The sequence below is a fragment of the Anaerocolumna sp. AGMB13020 genome, from assembly GCF_033100115.1.
Classification (GTDB): domain Bacteria; phylum Bacillota; class Clostridia; order Lachnospirales; family Lachnospiraceae; genus Anaerocolumna.
The window spans coordinates 5,521,376-5,539,432 of the sequence record NZ_CP136910.1; the positions used below are offsets into that span (position 1 = coordinate 5,521,376).

13 protein-coding genes and 1 pseudogene are annotated in these 18,057 nt (G+C 40.1%); 11 read left to right on the plus strand and 3 right to left on the minus strand.

The genetic code is table 11. From position 1 onward, the window contains the following. Positions 1-47 precede the first annotated feature (47 nt). The 3 genes and pseudogenes from R2R35_RS23275 to R2R35_RS23280 all read left to right on the plus strand — a co-directional run bounded on the left by R2R35_RS23275 (position 48) and on the right by R2R35_RS23280 (position 3,209). Positions 48-1,676 carry an extracellular solute-binding protein gene (locus R2R35_RS23275; protein WP_317732233.1) on the plus strand — a complete coding sequence of 543 codons (1,629 nt, stop codon included), beginning with the start codon at positions 48-50 and terminating at the stop codon, positions 1,674-1,676. Between the two features lie 40 nt (positions 1,677-1,716). Then, positions 1,717-1,830, plus strand: a pseudogene (locus R2R35_RS24785) (hypothetical protein); the annotation flags it as partial. A gap of 41 nt (positions 1,831-1,871) precedes the next feature. Beyond that, positions 1,872-3,209, plus strand: a complete 1,338-nt coding sequence (locus R2R35_RS23280) for an FAD-dependent oxidoreductase (RefSeq protein ID WP_317732234.1) — start codon at positions 1,872-1,874, stop codon at positions 3,207-3,209. A 14-nt stretch (positions 3,210-3,223) separates the two neighbouring features. Here the strand turns inward: R2R35_RS23280 and R2R35_RS23285 are convergent, their stop codons facing one another. Next, on the minus strand, positions 3,224-3,502 hold the full coding sequence (locus tag R2R35_RS23285; protein ID WP_317732235.1) for a DUF4491 family protein: 279 nt from the start codon (positions 3,500-3,502) through the stop codon (positions 3,224-3,226). Between the two features lie 554 nt (positions 3,503-4,056). Here R2R35_RS23285 and speD point away from each other — a divergent pair. The 6 genes from speD (at position 4,057) to R2R35_RS23315 (ending at position 11,300) form a co-directional block, all read left to right on the plus strand. Next, the gene (speD, locus tag R2R35_RS23290; protein WP_334309134.1) at positions 4,057-4,860 is read left to right on the plus strand and encodes an adenosylmethionine decarboxylase; all 804 of its coding nucleotides are present in this window, start codon (positions 4,057-4,059) and stop codon (positions 4,858-4,860) included. Positions 4,861-4,876: 16 nt separating this feature from the next. After that, on the plus strand, positions 4,877-6,355 hold the full coding sequence (locus R2R35_RS23295; protein ID WP_317732236.1) for an aminotransferase class I/II-fold pyridoxal phosphate-dependent enzyme: 1,479 nt from the start codon (positions 4,877-4,879) through the stop codon (positions 6,353-6,355). Between the two features lie 2 nt (positions 6,356-6,357). Then, the gene (speE, locus tag R2R35_RS23300; RefSeq protein ID WP_317732237.1) at positions 6,358-7,212 is read left to right on the plus strand and encodes a polyamine aminopropyltransferase; all 855 of its coding nucleotides are present in this window, start codon (positions 6,358-6,360) and stop codon (positions 7,210-7,212) included. A gap of 124 nt (positions 7,213-7,336) precedes the next feature. Further along, on the plus strand, positions 7,337-8,569 hold the full coding sequence (locus R2R35_RS23305) for a saccharopine dehydrogenase family protein (protein ID WP_317732238.1): 1,233 nt from the start codon (positions 7,337-7,339) through the stop codon (positions 8,567-8,569). A gap of 480 nt (positions 8,570-9,049) precedes the next feature. Beyond that, positions 9,050-10,198: a carboxynorspermidine decarboxylase gene (gene nspC, locus R2R35_RS23310; RefSeq protein WP_317732239.1), complete on the plus strand. Its 1,149-nt coding sequence runs from the start codon at positions 9,050-9,052 to the stop codon at positions 10,196-10,198. Positions 10,199-10,478: 280 nt separating this feature from the next. Next, positions 10,479-11,300 (plus strand): methyl-accepting chemotaxis protein, encoded by an 822-nt coding sequence (locus R2R35_RS23315; protein ID WP_317732240.1) that lies wholly within the window; start codon positions 10,479-10,481, stop codon positions 11,298-11,300. Positions 11,301-11,480: 180 nt separating this feature from the next. Here the strand turns inward: R2R35_RS23315 and R2R35_RS23320 are convergent, their stop codons facing one another. Beyond that, complete coding sequence (locus tag R2R35_RS23320) at positions 11,481-14,750, minus strand: DUF5107 domain-containing protein (RefSeq protein WP_317732241.1); 3,270 nt, start codon at positions 14,748-14,750, stop codon at positions 11,481-11,483. A 135-nt stretch (positions 14,751-14,885) separates the two neighbouring features. Here R2R35_RS23320 and R2R35_RS23325 point away from each other — a divergent pair, with 135 nt between their 5' ends. Both R2R35_RS23325 and sigK read left to right on the plus strand, forming a co-directional pair. Further along, positions 14,886-15,806 carry a helix-turn-helix transcriptional regulator gene (locus R2R35_RS23325; protein WP_317732242.1) on the plus strand — a complete coding sequence of 307 codons (921 nt, stop codon included), beginning with the start codon at positions 14,886-14,888 and terminating at the stop codon, positions 15,804-15,806. A 121-nt stretch (positions 15,807-15,927) separates the two neighbouring features. Beyond that, positions 15,928-16,569 (plus strand): RNA polymerase sporulation sigma factor SigK, encoded by a 642-nt coding sequence (gene sigK, locus R2R35_RS23330; protein ID WP_317732243.1) that lies wholly within the window; start codon positions 15,928-15,930, stop codon positions 16,567-16,569. 134 nt (positions 16,570-16,703) lie between these two features. Here the strand turns inward: sigK and R2R35_RS23335 are convergent, their stop codons facing one another. Further along, on the minus strand, positions 16,704-17,759 hold the full coding sequence (locus R2R35_RS23335; RefSeq protein WP_317732244.1) for a hypothetical protein: 1,056 nt from the start codon (positions 17,757-17,759) through the stop codon (positions 16,704-16,706). Between the last annotated feature and the right edge of the window lie 298 nt (positions 17,760-18,057).

The window sequence follows — 18,057 nt, forward strand, 5'->3', positions numbered from 1 at the left end:
GCACAGAAAGTGCTTAATATAAAATATAATATATTGGAGGAAAAGCAATGAAAAAAGTCATTAGTATTGTATTAATCTTTTGCATGATTCTGTCCTTTACCGGCTGCAAGGGAAATAATACGGCAAACGTAGCAGAGAAGGAAACTGCTGCAGGGGAAAACAACAGTCAGGTAAAGCAAGAAGAAAACAACACAGAGCCGGACAAAGAAACATCCAAGGATCCTAAAGTAAGGTATGACCTCTCACAGCCGGCTAATCTGGTGTTTTATCTGGTAGGTGATCCAGGGAAGGATTATCAGACCGTAGTAGACGAATTGAATAAATATTTATCCGAGAAAATAAATACTACCATTGAATTTCGTTTCACAACCTGGACGGACTGGTCCCAGAAGTATAATCTGGTACTTTCCTCCGGTGAACAATGCGATTTAATGTATGCTGCCGATTGGACCAGCTATAGTACTCTGGCAAAAACCGGTGCTTTTTATGAACTTGATGAACTGCTGCCGGAATATGCGCCAAATATCACCAGTCTTATAGATCCGAGTATCCTTGATATGTGTAAAGTAGATGGTGCTCTTTACAGTGTACCGGCAGATCAGAAGACCTATGCAGCCACCGGTATCAGATACCGTGAGGATTTAAGAAAAAAATATGACCTGCCTGTTCCGGATACGCTGGAGAATTTTGAAGCCTACATCAGTGGAATACAGCAGAATGAGCCAGAGCAGGGACTTCTATCCCCAATAACGGTAGCGAACAATTATAATGATGCTTTCTATATGAATTCCATCTTCGATCTAAAGTATAGTAAAGCCATTGCCAATTACGGTTTGAGGGCAGAAAATGATTCACCTACAGAAGTAATTGACTACTGGAGATCACCGGACTTTACAGAAGATATGAAATTACTGAAAAAATGGGCGGATATGGGCTTTTGGTCAAAGAGTTCCCTGTCTAAAACAGAGGAGGACAGCTTTGATGAAGGACTGATTGTAGCTTCTGTAGGTGGCATGAATCAGGATAAATGGATAGGCTCCTATAATGCTGCCAAGGAAAATCATCCGGATTGGGAAGTGGGTTATGTTTCCTACGGATTGGTGAACAACACCATTTCACCCGCATCTCCTCTGCAGAATGCAACAGTTGTTCCCCATAACTCAAAAGATCCGGCCAGAGCCTTGATTGCACTTGATTATTTAATGACTGACGAAACGGCAAATGATTTGATTCAGTATGGAATACAGGGAAAACACTGGAATCTGGTGGAAGGAGAGTATTATGAGGAAATCAAGGATTCTGGTTTTAGCTATGAAAATATGAATACCTGGAATCTGAGAAACCATCTGTTTAAAAAAGAGATGAAACCTACAGAGGATACGGCTTACAAAGATATGATAACCTCATACGATGAAGCGGCAGCAAAAACAAAATGGCAGGGAAAGAGCCTCAGGGTAGGTTTTATTGAAGATTACTCCTCCTATGAAATTGAAAGAGCCAATTTAAATTCTGTTATCGCCCAATACCTGACACCGATCCAGGCAGGTCTGGTGGAAGATGTGGAGGCATCCATCAGTGAGTTCTTAAAACAGGCAGACGCAGCCGGACTAAAGAAAATACAGGATAGTTATAAAGAACAATGGCTTGCTCATTGTGAAGAGTTCGGTTACAAATAAGTAAAATAAGACTCCTGCTTTTCTTAATCCCAATGGAAGGAAGATAGTGTTAGTCTTAAACAAAACTGATGAGGCTGCGATTTCAGACTCTATGATAAGGATCAGCTTTGTAAGCTTAACATTTCTTCCTTGCTATCATGACGATAGTTTATGAAAAGTATTAAAAAGACAGATTAGAAGACGGAGGCAGGCGCTATGAACATAAGATTTTCACAGGAAATACCCATAAACGATCAATATGAAGTAATTGTAGCAGGCGGAGGGCCCTCTGGTTGTGCGGCTGCCATAGCAGCTGCCAGGGAAGGAGCCCGTGTATTGCTGCTGGAAGCTGCCACTGCTTTAGGCGGGATGGGTACCAATGGACTGGTACCTGCCTGGTGCCCCTTTTCCGACAGGACAAAGGTTGTATACCGGGGGATTGCCCTGGAGGTATTCGAGAAAGCAAAGGCGGGTATGAGGCATGTTGGAGCAGGAGACTTGGATTGGGTGCCGATTGATCCGGAAGTCCTGAAAAGAGTCTATGATGAAATGGTTGTGGATGCCGGTGTGACGGTTCTATTTTCCTCACAGGTGATTGCAGCTCCTAAGGCTCAGGGAAGGATAGAGTATCTGGTAACAGCCAACAAAGCAGGAATTACGGCGTATAAAGGGAAGGTGTACATTGATTGCACCGGGGATGCCGATATTGCTGCTATGGCAGGTTTGGATTTTGAGTTTGGTGAGGAGGGCAGTCATAAAGTACAGCCGTCCACCCATTGCTTTATGATTACGAATGTAGATGATTATTATTATCGCAACTCACCTTTTCTGCATATGCAGAACCCGGATTGTGCAGCCTATGAGATTGCAAGAGCAGAAAAATATCCGCTGGTAACGGATCCCCACTGCTGCAATTCCGTCATCGGACCAGGTGCCATAGGTTTTAATGCCGGACATATATGGGAGGTCGATGCAACAGAGCCATTCAGCGTTTCAAAAGCACTGATAAAAGGCAGGCAGCTGGCGTACCAATATCATCAAGGGTTAAAAGAATATCTTCCGGAAGTTTTTGGAGGCTCTTTTCTGGCTGCCACAGCTTTCTCAATGGGAATCAGGGAATCCAGGCGAATAATTGGGGAATATAAGCTCACCTTAGCGGACTATAAGGAACGCCGCTCGTTTCCGGATGAAATTGGACGCAATTGTTATTTCCTGGATGTTCATCACGGTCCTGAAGAGCGAGAGAGCATTCTTAAAGGGGAGAAAAATGGGGAGGAAGGCTGGGAGGCATATGGTGACGGTGAATCCCATGGCATTCCTTACAGAAGCCTGATTCCCCAAAACCTTGGAAATCTTCTCGTGGCAGGCAGGACGATAGCCTGCGAGCATATCATACAGGGCAGTATAAGAGTAATGCCCGTATGTATGGTGACAGGACAGGCAGCTGGAACAGCTGCAAGGCTGGCAGCCAGGAAAGAAAACATGGATGTAAGAGAGGTTGATATCAGCGAATTAAGAGAAATCCTTCAAAGAAATGGAGCTTTCCTTCAGTAATGGAAGCAGCATAACTATTTTCTCCTGGGATTTTTGGGAAACCAGCCCTTCTCCACTCGCTTCTCCTGCTCGAACAGCTCTTTGATGCTCCAAAAGCAGGAAAAGCCGGTTACGCCGAAAATAGCAGAGAAAAAAGTATGAGCAGTAAAATAGGAAGCAGCCAGGAACAAAAGGCCTGCCAGGATAAATACAGGATAGATTCTCCTGGAAAAATAATATTCTGCCTTAATTACAATGGGATGAAACAGCCCGATCAGTAAAAAGGAGCATAAACCGATTAGTATTCCAAGCACTGAGTATCACCTCGCTTTCTTTTTTTGTTGGATATGGGATAATTTTATGAATCATATTAATTAAATTAGCTCTTAAAAAGAAAATATCAGGTTATTCTATGAAAATCAAGAGATAATAAGAACAGATAAGAGTTTTACCAGGTATACAGTAAATGCAGGAAGGTATTAAAAAAGTATAACGTTAGTCATTTTTTAAGTATTACTTTCTTGTGTTTGCTGTGTTATCTGCTATTTTTATAACAGACAGAGGGATTCTAAATGTACTGGATAAAGCCTGCTTATGCATCGGCTTTTTTTATTTTCCGTAGTTTGTTCGATGACAATACCTGTGTACAACTCTGTAAGGAAGCTGCTGAGGCTGAACACAAGTGCTTCTTTTCAAGATCCGTACAGGTGTAGTTTCTGTTCTGAAAAAGTCAGTTATAGGTGGAGGGGATACGAGATTCTACTTTACGTGTATTCTATAAAACCTTATCGAAAATCACATTGATTTTTGCTTTCAAACATGCTACAATGTAAACCGATTATGTAAGAGAAAGGTTGTGATGTTAGGGTTGGAGAAAAAGCTGGCTTTGTATGGCTTTAACAACCTCACAAAAACACTTAGCTTCAACATCTATGATGTTTGCTATGCAAAAAGTGAGAGAGAGCAAAAGGATTATATTGCATACATTGATGAACAATATAATTCCGAAAGATTAACAAAAATCTTATGTGATGTAACAGAGATGATTGGGGCACATATACTTAATATCTCGAAACAGGATTACGATCCTCAGGGTGCATCCGTAAATATTTTGATTGCAGAGGGAGATTTATCTTCAGAGCATATCGATGAATCATGCAACCAGGGTAAATACACGGATCATTTAAGAGATACGGTACATGCACACCTGGATAAAAGTCATGTTACAGTCCACACGTTTCCGGAGTATCATCCTGATAACTCCATATCCACTTTTCGTGTAGATATTGACGTATCTACCTGCGGCGAAATATCACCGCTTAATGCGCTGGATTATCTGATTGGTAGTTTTGACTCGGATATCATTACCATTGATTATAGAGTCAGGGGCTTTACCAGGGATGTTGAGGGCAAAAAATACTACATCGATCATGATATCACTTCGATTCAGGATTATATTGACGATGTAACACTGACCAAATACGACGCAATTGATGTGAATGTATATCAATCCAATATTTTTCACACAAAGATGCTCATTAAAGAAATTGAACTGCAGAATTATCTTTTCAATCTGGATGTGTATGAGTTGACGCCCAAGCACAGGCTTGAGATTACCAGCAACCTTCGCAAAGAGATGATAGAGATATTCAGCGGTATGAATATATATTAGTGAAGGAGGGAATGACATGAATTTACTCCTTCAGCAAAAAGCGCCTATTTTTGAAGCTTTGAAAAAGCATAAAGGGAACAGGGTAGTACCCTTTGATGTTCCCGGTCATAAAGGCGGAAGAGGAAACAAGGAGCTGACAGAATTTTTAGGTGAGAGCTGTATGAAGGTGGATGTGAACTCCATGAAACCTTTGGACAACCTTTGCCATCCTACTTCTGTAATTCGTGAAGCAGAGCAGATAGCAGCCGATGCTTTTGGAGCAGAGGCCGCCTTTTTTATTGTAAACGGTACGACTGCAGCGGTACAGGGAATGATTATGTCTGTGTGTAAAGCAGGTGATAAGATAATTATGCCCCGTAACGTTCATCGCAGTGCCATAAATGCACTGGTTGTATGTGGTGCAATACCGGTTTACGTAAACCCTGGTGTAAATAAAGAACTTGGAATACCACTTGGAATGTCCTTAGAGGATGTGAAGCAGGCAATTTCTGAGAATCCTGATGCCAAGGCAATTCTTGTGAATAATCCAACTTATTACGGTGTCTGCTCCGACCTTAGAGGAATCGTTTCCTTTGCTCATGAGCAGGGGGTCAAAGTATTGGTGGATGAGGCACATGGAACCCACTTTTATTTTGGTGATAATATGCCGGTTTCTGCTATGGCAGCAGGTGCTGATATGGCGGCAGTCAGTATGCACAAAACTGGAGGGTCTTTGACACAGAGCTCTTTTCTCTTATGTGGGGAAAGTATGAATCCACACTATGTAAGACAGGTGCTTAATCTGACCCAGACCACCAGCGGTTCTTATCTTTTATTGGTATCACTGGATATTGCAAGAAAAAATCTAAGTCTGAATGGCAGGGAACTTTTTGCAAAAACCGTAAAATATGCAGAATATGCAAGAACTGAGATCAATAAGCTGGAAGGTTATTATGCTTTTGGCAATGAATTGATTGATTACAATTATATTTTTGATTTTGATCCCACTAAGCTGTCTGTTCACACCAGAAATGTGGGATTGGCCGGTATTGAGGTCTATGACCTCTTAAGAGATGAATATGGTATCCAGATTGAATTCGGTGATATCAGCAATTTCCTGGCCATTATTTCTGCCGGCGATCGTGCCATGGAAATAGAGCGGCTGATTGCTTCTCTTTCTGAGATTAAGAGACTTTATGGCAAAGAAGATCAATCCGGAATGTTCGATCATGAATACATTAATCCGGATGTGGTAATTGCGCCTCAGCAGGCATTTTACAGTGAAAAGACACCTCTTCCCATTAAGAAAACGGTAGGTAAGATCTGCGGAGAATTTGTAATGTGTTATCCGCCTGGCATTCCTATCCTGGCACCCGGTGAAAGAATTACGGGGGATATCGTTGATTATATTCTTTATGCCAAAGAGAAGGGCTGCCTTCTAACCGGTACAGAGGATATGGCAGTTAACAATATCAATGTAGTGGACGCACAATATGCAGGTGCAGGAATGGAGTAAAAATGGAACTTTGGTATACGGAAAATCATACAGAGGAAGCACGTTTCTCAATTAAAATCGATAAACAGCTGGTAAGCTTACAAAGCGATTTTCAACGAATTGATATTTTTGAGTCCAAAGAGTTTGGAAGGATTCTTACCCTGGATGGTTATCTTATGGTGACAGAAAAGGATGAGTTTATTTACCATGATATGATAACACACGTACCTATGGCGGTTAACCCGGATATTAAGAAGGTTCTGGTAATCGGTGCGGGAGACGGAGGAACGATAAGAGAGCTTCTTCGTTATAAAGGAATTCAGCACATTGATATGGTGGAGATTGATGAAGAGGTTGTTAAGCTGTGTAAAGAATATCTTCCACGTACAGCCTGTGGACTGACAGACCCTAAGGTACATTTATTTTTTGAAGATGGACTTAAATTTGTCAGGGGAAAAGAAGGTGAGTATGACCTTATCATTGTTGATTCAACGGATCCCTTCGGACCTGGTGAAGGTTTATTTACCAAAGAATTCTACGGGAACTGTTACAGAGCCCTGAAGGAGGACGGAATCCTTGTTAACCAGCATGAGAGTATGTATTACTCTTCATATGCAGCGTCCATGATAAGAGCTCATCAGAGAATTCATGATACCTTTCCTGTGGCCAGGATTTACCAGGCTCATATACCAACCTATCCGTCAGGTCATTGGCTTTTTGGTTTTGCTTCCAAGAAATATGACCCGGTGAAGGATTTAAAAGCGGAAGAATGGAATAAATTAGGGTTAAAAACCAGATATTATAATACAGAACTCCATTTGGGTTCCTTTGCAATTCCGAATTATATTAAAGAGCAATTGAATGAGTCTGACCAATAACTTAAAAATGAATGATACAAAGAGCATTAGACGAAAAGCAGTTAAGCTCATATAATCCATACTAATATAAATAAAATCAGTTGATTTAGCCAATATATTTTACCTACACAAAGGAGGGCCTATTATGTCAAAAGCATTAATTATCGGTGCCGGTGGAGTAGCCGGAGTAGTAATCCACAAATGCTGCCAGAACCCCGATGTATTTACAGAAATCCTTCTTGCAAGCAGAACTGTTTCCAAATGTGATGCCTACAAGGAAAAAATTGAGAAGGAACAGGGAAGCAATCCCCTTTACGGAAAAGACCAGTTTACAAAAATTACGACGGCTCAGATAGATGCTGATAATACACAGGAACTGATTGCGCTGATTGAAGGCTATAAGCCGGATATTGTAATTAACGTAGCATTACCTTATCAAGATCTCACTATTATGGATGCCTGCCTGGCAACAAAGACTGATTATCTGGATACAGCGAATTATGAGCCTCTGGATACCGCAAAATTCGAATATAAATGGCAGTGGGATTACAGGGAAAGATTTGAGAAAGCCGGTATTACAGCTGTACTTGGCTGCGGCTTTGACCCTGGTGTTACGGGAGTATTCTCCGCTTATGCCATGAAGCATGAGTTTGATGAAATACATCAGATAGATATTTTGGATGCTAACGCAGGCGACCACGGATATCCTTTTGCTACTAATTTTAATCCCGAAATCAATATTCGTGAAGTTACTGCAAACGGCAGCTATTTCGAAAACGGAGAATTTATTGAAACAGAGCCTATGTCCATTAAGCGTGTTTATGATTTCCCTGAAATCGGCGAAAAGGATATGTATTTGTTACATCATGAAGAAATGGAATCCCTTGCGCTTAATATAAAAGGAATTAAGAAAATCCGTTTCTGGATGACCTTCTCTGAAAGATACCTGACTCATTTAAGAGTACTGGAAAACGTAGGTATGACTTCAATCGAGCCGATTGAGTTCGAAGGAAAACAGATTGTACCCCTGCAGTTCTTAAAAGCAGTGCTTCCTGATCCTGCATCCTTAGGACCCAGAACGAAAGGAAAGACCAATATCGGCTGCATTTACCAGGGTGTAAAAGACGGCAAAGAAAAGAAGTATTATGTATATAATGTGTGTGACCATGAGGAATGCTACAAAGAAGTCGGTTCTCAGGCAATTTCTTATACAACCGGTGTACCTGCAATGATAGGAGCCATGATGGTCTTAAAGGGACTCTGGAAGAAACCTGGTGTATACAATGTTGAGGAGTTCAATCCCGATCCTTTCATGGAGGAGTTAAATCGCTGCGGACTGCCCTGGAAAGAAACACATACACCTGATTTGGTGGATTAATACACAGTAACCTTTACAATCAGTTGGCGATAAAAGGTTCAGCACACGAGGTATGAACAGTATTTTCAAAGAAGTTCAAGATGTATTCCCAGGAATTCATTTTGAACTTCTTCGTACATTGTTAAGTCATGTAGCTTTGACTGAAAACTCATTTAACGGTTGTAAGGTTCCGCTTCGTGCGTATTGTACGCAATATTGGATACTAATTTGGACTGGCATTAAAGACTGGCTGAACGCCTGCAATAGTGAAATAACAGCTTGTGTTAAACTCTGCAATGATGTAAGCCTGCTACCTGGCGGAGAACCTCTGTGGCTTGAGCCTTTGCAGTGCTAAAAGCATATATCCGGCACTGATATTAACAAATTTATCCAAAACACAGTGCCAGTCGTAATGAATATTTAAGAAAGGATGCCATGCAGGCGACTCTTCGTCTGTTTCGATATGGCAATACTGCTTTGGCAGTATAAAGGGGTAGAATAATGTCCGATGTATTAAACTTTGATCCGAAGAGCTTAAAAACACCGGTTTATATAATGGATGAAACTCTTCTGAAGAAAAATCTTGAAACTTTGAAGTATGTAATTGATAAAACCGGCTGTAAGATACTTCTCGCTCAAAAAGCCTTCTCCATGTTTTCTGTCTATCCCCTGATCGGAAATTATCTGCAGGGAACCACTGCCAGCTCGCTCTATGAGGCGAAGCTTGGAAGAGAAGAGATGGAGGGTGAAGTGCATATTTTTTCACCCGCTTACAGAGAAGATGAAATGGAGGAGATTATTTCACTCAGTGACCATATTGTATTTAATTCTTTTACTCAATGGAAAAAGTACAGAGCTTTGGTTGAAGGCAGTGACAGGCATATCTCCTGCGGAATCCGCATCAATCCGGAATATTCTGAAATTGAGACAGATATGTATAATCCTTGCTTTACCGGTTCCAGAATGGGTGTAACCTTAGAGCAGTTTGAACCTGAGGAGCTAAAAGGAATAGAAGGGTTGCATTTTCATACAATGTGTGAGCAGAATTCCGATGTGCTGAAACGAACCTTGCAGGTAGTAGATGAGAAGTTCGGCTCTTATATAGCAGGAATGAAGTGGATTAATTTCGGAGGCGGACACCACATAACCAGAAAAGATTATGATCTGGATATACTGATTGAGAGCATTCTTTTTATTAAGAATAAATACAACGTGGAAGTTTATTTAGAGCCTGGTGAAGCAGTGGCTTTAAATACCGGTTTTCTGGTTGCCAGAGTCCTGGATACTTTAAAGAATGGAATGGACCTGGCTATTCTGGATACTTCTGCAGCCTGCCATATGCCCGATGTACTGGAAATGCCCTACAGACCGGAGGTAATAGGTGCCGGAAAACCCGGAGAATATGCTTATACATACCGTCTTGGGGGCCCAACCTGCCTTTCCGGCGATGTGATTGGTGAATATTCCTTTAAGGAACCGCTGCAAGTAGGGGATACATTGGTTTTTTGTGATATGGGGCATTATACTATGGTTAAAAATAATACCTTTAACGGAATGGGACTTCCCTCCATTGCATTGTGGAGCCCGGATAAAGGCACTCAGCTCATTAAGGAGTTTGGTTATGAGGATTTCAAGATGAGGTTATCCTAGAAATTATCTTTTTTAGATATAATTCTATATTTTGCAGGCAGAGAATGAGTACAAATTTTCTGCCTGTTTTTGTTTGCAATTAATTTGTCCTATTGACATGAGGTCTCATGTCGTAATATGCTGAAATAAGTAAGGTGTGTTACTGGAATAATGATATAGCATAAATTGGGGATTCTAATAGCAGAAAGTATTATGAATGCAGAAAGTATTATGAATGCAGAAAGTATTATGAAACGCTTACGTTTTATGTAATGCAATGATATGAAAGAAGGAGAATAACATGAGTGATAATATTATGAAATCGTATTTTGATGTACTGCCGTTATTAAAGGATCTGGTACAAGAAGATATAGCAGTTTCTATAACAGATAATGAGAAATTTCTGGCATATTGGCCCAATCCCATATTACCCTTACAATTACAGGTTGGAGATGTAATTCAACAAGAGGATCCTTTACGTCTGGCAATGAGAAACAAAAATGTGATCTCCCAGATAGTTCCAAAAGAAGCCTTGGGAATAGTGTTTCAGGCAATCTGCTATCCCATTCTTGATGAAGCTGGTAAAGTGCTTGGTGCTGTAGGGATAGCTAAGAGCCTGGAGAAACGTTCTGAATTGCAGAATTCAACAGAGATAATATTTAATTCTTTACAGCAGATTAATTCTAGTATCGAAGAAATTGCTTCTGGTTCCGTGCAGCTTAAAGGAACCATTTCAGAGGTAGTTGATACGACGAAAGCAGCAAAACAAAAAATTAATGATACCGATATGATCCTGTCTACAATTCAAAATATTGCTTCTCAGTCTAATCTCCTGGCATTAAATGCCGCTATTGAAGCAGCAAGAGCCGGAGAAGCCGGCAGAGGATTCAGTGTAGTAGCAGATGAAGTCAGAAAGCTGGCACAATCAAGCTCTGATTCTGCCAAGAAAGTATCTGCTACTTTAAGTGAAATTAAGAACTATATTGAAAAAATCGAACAGCAGATCCATAACTCCAATATTATAGCTGAATCCCAGGCAGCCTCCACAGAAGAAATCACTTCCGTAACAGATGAAGTAACCAATTCCTCAAGAACATTACGTGAGCTTGCTAAAATTGTTTAAAGACTTAGTTGCAGATCAAAAAGAATATTACTGATGATTTCTTGTCAGGCTTTCAAGGTTAATGTCCATAAGATGAACGGTGCTCCAGAAGAGATAAGAGATTTATGGCAGCAGACAGATAGTTTATCTTAAAGCATTGTACGAAAGAAAGCCTGACAATCTCAGTTAGACTAATTATTGTTATACTAATTTATTATGACAAATAGCACCCTGATAATCATCTTGTTTCACCAGGATATCCTGTAACAGAAGTGCAGCTTCTGTCTTATTACCAAGTCCTAAATTACCTAAAGCACGCAGATAATTACAGTACTGGATGTTTCGTAACTGTATATTATCCTGGAACACTTCGATTTCCGGCAGTGACACGGCAAAGAAATCATAGGACACTTTATCAAATAAGTGTTTCTCGCCGTAAATTATCAACTGGTGATATGCTTTTAAGGCAGCATTTTCCCTTTGGAGGGCTTTATTTGCCAGTCCCTGGTAGAAAATAAAATCAGATGGCTGATCGTTATAGTACAGCACACTTCCCGGTTCTGTTGGTCCTGTTGCTGCAAGCTCGAAATATTTCTTTGCCTCTTCCTCCCTTCCCAGTTTACGATAGGACACACCTAAATAATAATGAGCTTCATTGTCCGCTACATTGGGCAATTTACCTTCTCCCAAATTCTCAGGATAATTAAGAGAAGCAGTTAATAAAGGCAAGGCGTCCTCCGGTTTATTTGAATTTATTAAACTGACAGCAGATTGAATCAAAGCATACCGGTACTGGGAGCTGACCTTTCCTTCTCCACCTTCCCAGGGATGGAAACGATGGGAAGTCAATGCTTTAATAGCCTCCTCGTATTGTCCGGTACAATTAAGCAGTGTGATATAGCGCAGATATAGATCATCACGGGATTTGGTCACGGAAAGATCTGATTCCAGCATTTTCAGACGTTCCTTTACCGGTATATTTGCTTTTGCTGCCAATTGGTCATATTCCAGGAGAAATCTCGGATATTTACGATCAAGACTAAGAGCTTTATTCATGGCTTTCAATGCCTTTTGATTATCTTTTTCTTTGTTAAAGTAAGCAATAGCCAGGTTTCGGTATGCCATGGACAGAGAGTCTTTTTGAGTAACAGCGGTTTCCCAGTGATAAACAGCCTGTTCATACTGTTTTTTATCATAAAGGAGATTTCCCAGGTAAAAATGTGCCATTGGAGCAGTTTTTAGTAATTGGATTCCATGTTCTAAAATTTTAATTTCTTCAATCCGGTTAGGGAAGCAGTAGTCTCCGGGGCAGCCCTCCGCTCTTTCATAGAAGGCAGCAGCTTCTTTTGTTAAGCCCAGTTTATATTTGGCATAACCTTGATAGCTGAATAAAAGAGGATTATTGTCCTGGCATAAGGATAATAGTATTACCGCATCTTCATATAAGCCCGCATTGATGTAATCAAGAGAAAGGGTTAGGTAATTGTGCGCTTCCTGACGCATTCTCTCTATAAAGAAAGCGAGAGAGTTATCCTGCAGGGCTTTCTCAAAAATACAACCCATATATAAGGGATCTATCACAAGACTTTCTTCCAGGAATATTTTATTCTCTCTGGAGAGTTTACGAAGCAGTGCTGCTTTCAGATTTCTACTTTTCATATTATGCCAGTTATGAAGCATGGATTTTTCTGCAAATTCCAGAGCTTCTTCGTAACAGGCTTTTCTGGCAGAAAGGCAGGAAAGCCAGTAGAAACCTGCACTCATGGTTTCAGCGCTCCAGGTGGATTTATAAAAGGCATCATATGCCAGATCTTCTTTGTCTACTGCTGCGAGGGCAAGACCCAGGTTGAAATAGCACTCCCCGGAATAAGGGTTAGGATTCTTCCAGGTCTGTTTCTTGATGGCTGCTTCGAAGTAAGGGATACTTTCTTTTAGAAAACCCCGTTTATATAAGAGAAGGCCATATCCGTTATTTATTCTGATATCCGTAGTATCGCGTCTTAAACCTTCCAGATAGTAATCGGCAGGATCATAAGTGGCATGACGGTATTGTTCCAGATGAGAAGCGGCCAGATATAACTCTTCAAGAGATTTCATATCAGCAGGCGCTTTCATGGGTTCAGCTGCTTCCGGAATGGGTTTTAATTCTTTTTCATACAACTTATAACTTACCAGGGTTTTATTATCGCAGTTGACAGTGATACTACAGTCTGATAGCTTTTGGGGTGCTGTAAACACTACTGTAAGACATTTCTCCGGTGTGAGATTGGCCGTGGTCTCTGATAATATCTGGTCGCCGACCGTCACTTTAACAGAGGATTGATTGTAAATACCGCTGACATATACTTTTAAGATTGCCGTACCCTCCTGGCCTTGTTCCAGGCTTACTGCAGCATCTTTGGTTGCATTGCCAACCCTGCCTACACCTTTATAAGGCATAAAATACTGGACAAAGGTTTTTTCCTCGTGAGGTTTCAGCCAGGTAAAATCAGGCTGGTTGTCTGTAAATACACCAGTCATTAATTCAATATAAGGTCCGTCACTGTCGGTGAGATTATTATCCCAGGTTCTTCCAAAATCACCATTTCCCCAAGTCCACTGCTTCTTGCCGGGAGAAAAATGATGATCAGCTACATGAAGCAGACCAGCTTCTCTTTTCTCGTCATAATTACCGATAAAGTCGTAGTCAGAATGGGCAGCCATATAGGAAGTAGGTACTTTGACATTTTTGTAACGTGATATATCCACGCCGGCAGAATAGTCACATTTATAATATTCACCTGTTGCTATAGGGAAGGTTGATACAGCACGTTTTCCATGATCCATTACTGCATTCACATCGGGAGGGAATACGGAGTAAGTATCATCGTTAACAGGCACGGCAGGATTAGCCCACCAAAGAAAGGTTTGCGGCAGATCAGTAGGATTGTAGAGCTGTCCTTTTATTTCGATGTATGCTTTTTCGGGATAGAGTGTAATAGCGGCCATTCCCTTGGTACCATACATTTTATCAATTTCGCTGATAAAAACCGTAGAAGAGCCGTCCTGGTTCTCACAAAGAGAATAGTCTACCGGTGAATAAGTAGAGGGCCTGTGGTGCTGCGGCCAGTTAAACTCGATACCGCCGGAGATCCAAGGACCGGTAAGACCGACCAGTGCCGGCTTGATCACGTGATTGTAATAGACAAAATCATATCCGTTGGTTTTATCATAAGCACGCTGTATTCTGCCTCCGAGCTCCGGCAGAATCATAATTTTTAAGTACTCATTTTCAAGAAATACAGCTTTATAACTAACTTCTTCTTTCACATCTGAGATTTTTTCTGTTACTGGCAGAGGATATACCTTACCGGTACTTCCCTGATAGGCTCTTCTTTCAAGGAATAGAGGACTTTTCTCTGGGGGATGTACTTTGTAAGTAGGTATGATTAGGATCTCTTCCCAGAGCTTAACTTTATTTATTGAATTCATGTAATACTCCTTCCTATTATTATAAGGGTTTGATGATAATATCATGTTTTGATTCTACCTCAAAATTGAGACTCTATAAATGGCATATCGTAATAAAAGATGGACAATATTCCACCAATATGCTATGTTTACGATATGAGCATATTTGATGATAAAAAGAAAGACGGCTTCAAAGGAGAGCGAATGATCGTGATTCCGACAGAAGCCTTTAAGGATTATACGGAGCATCCTCAGATTAGAAGACTATACCTAACGGATGTAGGTTATTTCCCCCAGGCAGAACATCATTACAGGGAAAGGAAGGATGGAATAGAAGAGTACATTTTTATGTACTGTATGGAAGGCAGCGGAATAATAGAAATAGAGGGAAAAGAATATAGTCTTAAAGATAATGAGGCATTTTGTATTCCAAGGCTCAAAGGACATAAATATTATGCTTGTCCGGACAGGCCCTGGAGTATTCTTTGGGTGCATTTTAAAGGGGAGGATATCACCTATTACCCTCTGGAGGAATGTATTACAATAAAGTTTGGCTCCAATCATGCCGGTAATCGTATGCTGTTTCTGTTTGAACTATTGTTCCGTGTATTGGAGGGAAATTATACACTTGGTAACTTTATATATATTTCACAAGTGCTATCCTTAATACTGGCTGAGGCATATAACCGGGAAAAACAGCATACGGCCCTGGACCAGAACAGACATGTAACTGACGTCATTAAATATATGTACCAGCATATGAATGAAGAATTATCCCTGGAGCAGATTGTGGAAGCGTTTAATCTTTCAAAGAGCTATCTGAATGCGGTATTTAAGAAACATACCAGCCATTCGCCAATGGACTTTTATATTCAGCTTAAGATGAAGGAGGCTTGCAAACTCCTTCGTGCCACAGATTCGTATATCTATGAAGTGGCTCTTAAATTAGGCTACAAGGACCAGTATTATTTCTCAAGAATCTTTAAAAAGGTTGTAGGTATTTCACCCAAAGAATATAAGAATAGTGAATATTTTCATTTTGAGAAGGATGGCAGGCTGAATGGTAACAGAAGATAAAAAGTACAGGCAAATGATAAATTTCTATAAATTATAATTTAATTCTTTTTTAGGAAAGGCACTTAATAACAGTAAGAGGCATAGATTAATTATAAACCCCTATTATTGAGGTGCTTTTGCAGTGAAATCTTTTCCAAAGCCACTGAGCGCCAAGGAAGAAACGGAAATCCTTTGCCGTTGTATGGAAGGAAGCAAAGAAGCAAGGGATATCCTGATTGAACGTAATCTCCGTCTGGTAGCACATATTGTAAAAAAATACAATTCGGCGGATAGAGAAATAGATGACTTAATATCCATTGGCACAATTGGTTTAATAAAAGCAATCGATACCTTTGACCCGGATAAAGGAATACGGCTAGCCACCTATGCTTCTAGGTGTATAGATAATGAGCTTCTGATGATGTTAAGGAGCGGTAAACGACAGGCGAAAGAAGTTTATCTGTATGAACCTATAGGTTCCGATAAGGAAGGGCATGAAATCAATCTTCTGGATATTATTGAGAGCTCTGAATCAGACATTATCGAAGAAATAGAATTGCAAGGTAATGTTAAGCGTCTGTATGAGTTGGTAAATAAGGTTCTGAATAAAAGAGAGCGGCAGATTATTGAGATGCGGTACGGATTGAATTCACAGGAAGAGATTACACAAAGGGAGATAGCCAGTAAAATAGGTATTTCCAGATCTTATGTTTCTAGAATTGAGAAGAAGGCATTAAAGAAATTAAGAGAATATTTTGATAAAGAATACCGGGATCCATATTAATGATATAAAGTAAAAAAGAAAGGTGCTGTTTCCAAACGTATATAATAGTCTGGAAACAGCACTTTTATCTATTTTATAGCTTATGATGAGTAGTTCGAAGTCAAGTGAAAGGCCATGCTGCAATCACCAGGAATTTATGGATTTACTCTGCGAATTTCTTTAAAGACAAAAGGTTTTACCTCTTTATTGTTTAAAAGAGTTACTTCAGCAGCAGTTGCAGGCTGATCAGGAAGTTCTGCCTCTGCTTCCTTCCCATAAGCACCGGACCCCTCCACAAATTGATTCATGATCACGTTCATACTATTGGAGAGCTTATCAAGGTTAAAGTCATATTCGGTCATTTTGCTGTAGATATCGTCATTATCCGATAGATTTGCATGGAATTCAGTTGCATTCTTAAAGAATTCACGGACCATTTTGCTGTACTCATTCTGGCGCTGTTCCATAAGCTCATTCATTCTGACACTGTTTTCATTTACCAGCTTATAAAATTCTCTCATCTGATGGTGCATATAATCCATAACTTCTTTTCGCATTCTCGTCATATCCTTATAAGCCTGTAAGGTAACAGCAGAAGAGTGCTTCAGATTCTGCTCCCTGGATTCTGTGATATTCGCTGCGGCCTGTTCCTCAAGGGAGGCAGTTGATATTACAAGCTCCTCCTTTAGCTGCTCGATTTCAGTCCTTGCTTTATCCAGCTCTTCGGATGCAGCAATCAATTCATAAGACTTATCAGCAAGAGCTCTTTCCAGTAAAGCTTTGTTTTCTTTCTCTTTCTCTAGCTGCGACTGTAAACTTTCCATAAAGGAATAATCCACTAGACTGCTTGCATCAGCATTTTGCAGCTGTAGTTCAGAGATATGTGCATTTAAGGTATCATTCTGCTGCTGTAAAAGAGTAAGCTGCTCTTTTAATTCAGAATATTTCTGGGTATAGTCCGTTACTTCCTGTGAGAGTGAAGCTGTCTGGGATAAAAGCTCGTCCTTTTCATCGTTTAGCTGTTTGAGTTCTTCTTCAAGTTTCTTTACATCAGCTTCTAAGAGATTGGCTTTCGCACCATTGGTCTCGTTATTCTTAACCTGTGTTTTTAATGTTGTGATAGTACCGTTCAAGCTCTCGTTTTCTTCACGAAGAGTATTTAACATTACATCAACCTCAGATACGCTATAACCAAATAAGCCTTTTTTCATAACAATTATCCCTCCGCTAAATTAGATTGGTTTAATTGGGTTACAATTATAACATCTACAATTAAAACATCTATCAGTTATATTGATATATTTATAAACAAACTATTTTTTCGCTTCATCGATTACGTTTATAATCTTATCGTAAGTTATAATATTTGTCAACCAAAGACAAAAAATTCCATAAACTACATTGGAAGATAAAAGTTAACATATCATTCTGTAAATCCAGAAAATAATATTCCGTAAAGAACGTATGTCCGGTTCATGCGACATAATATGATAAGTAAAGACTTTTTAC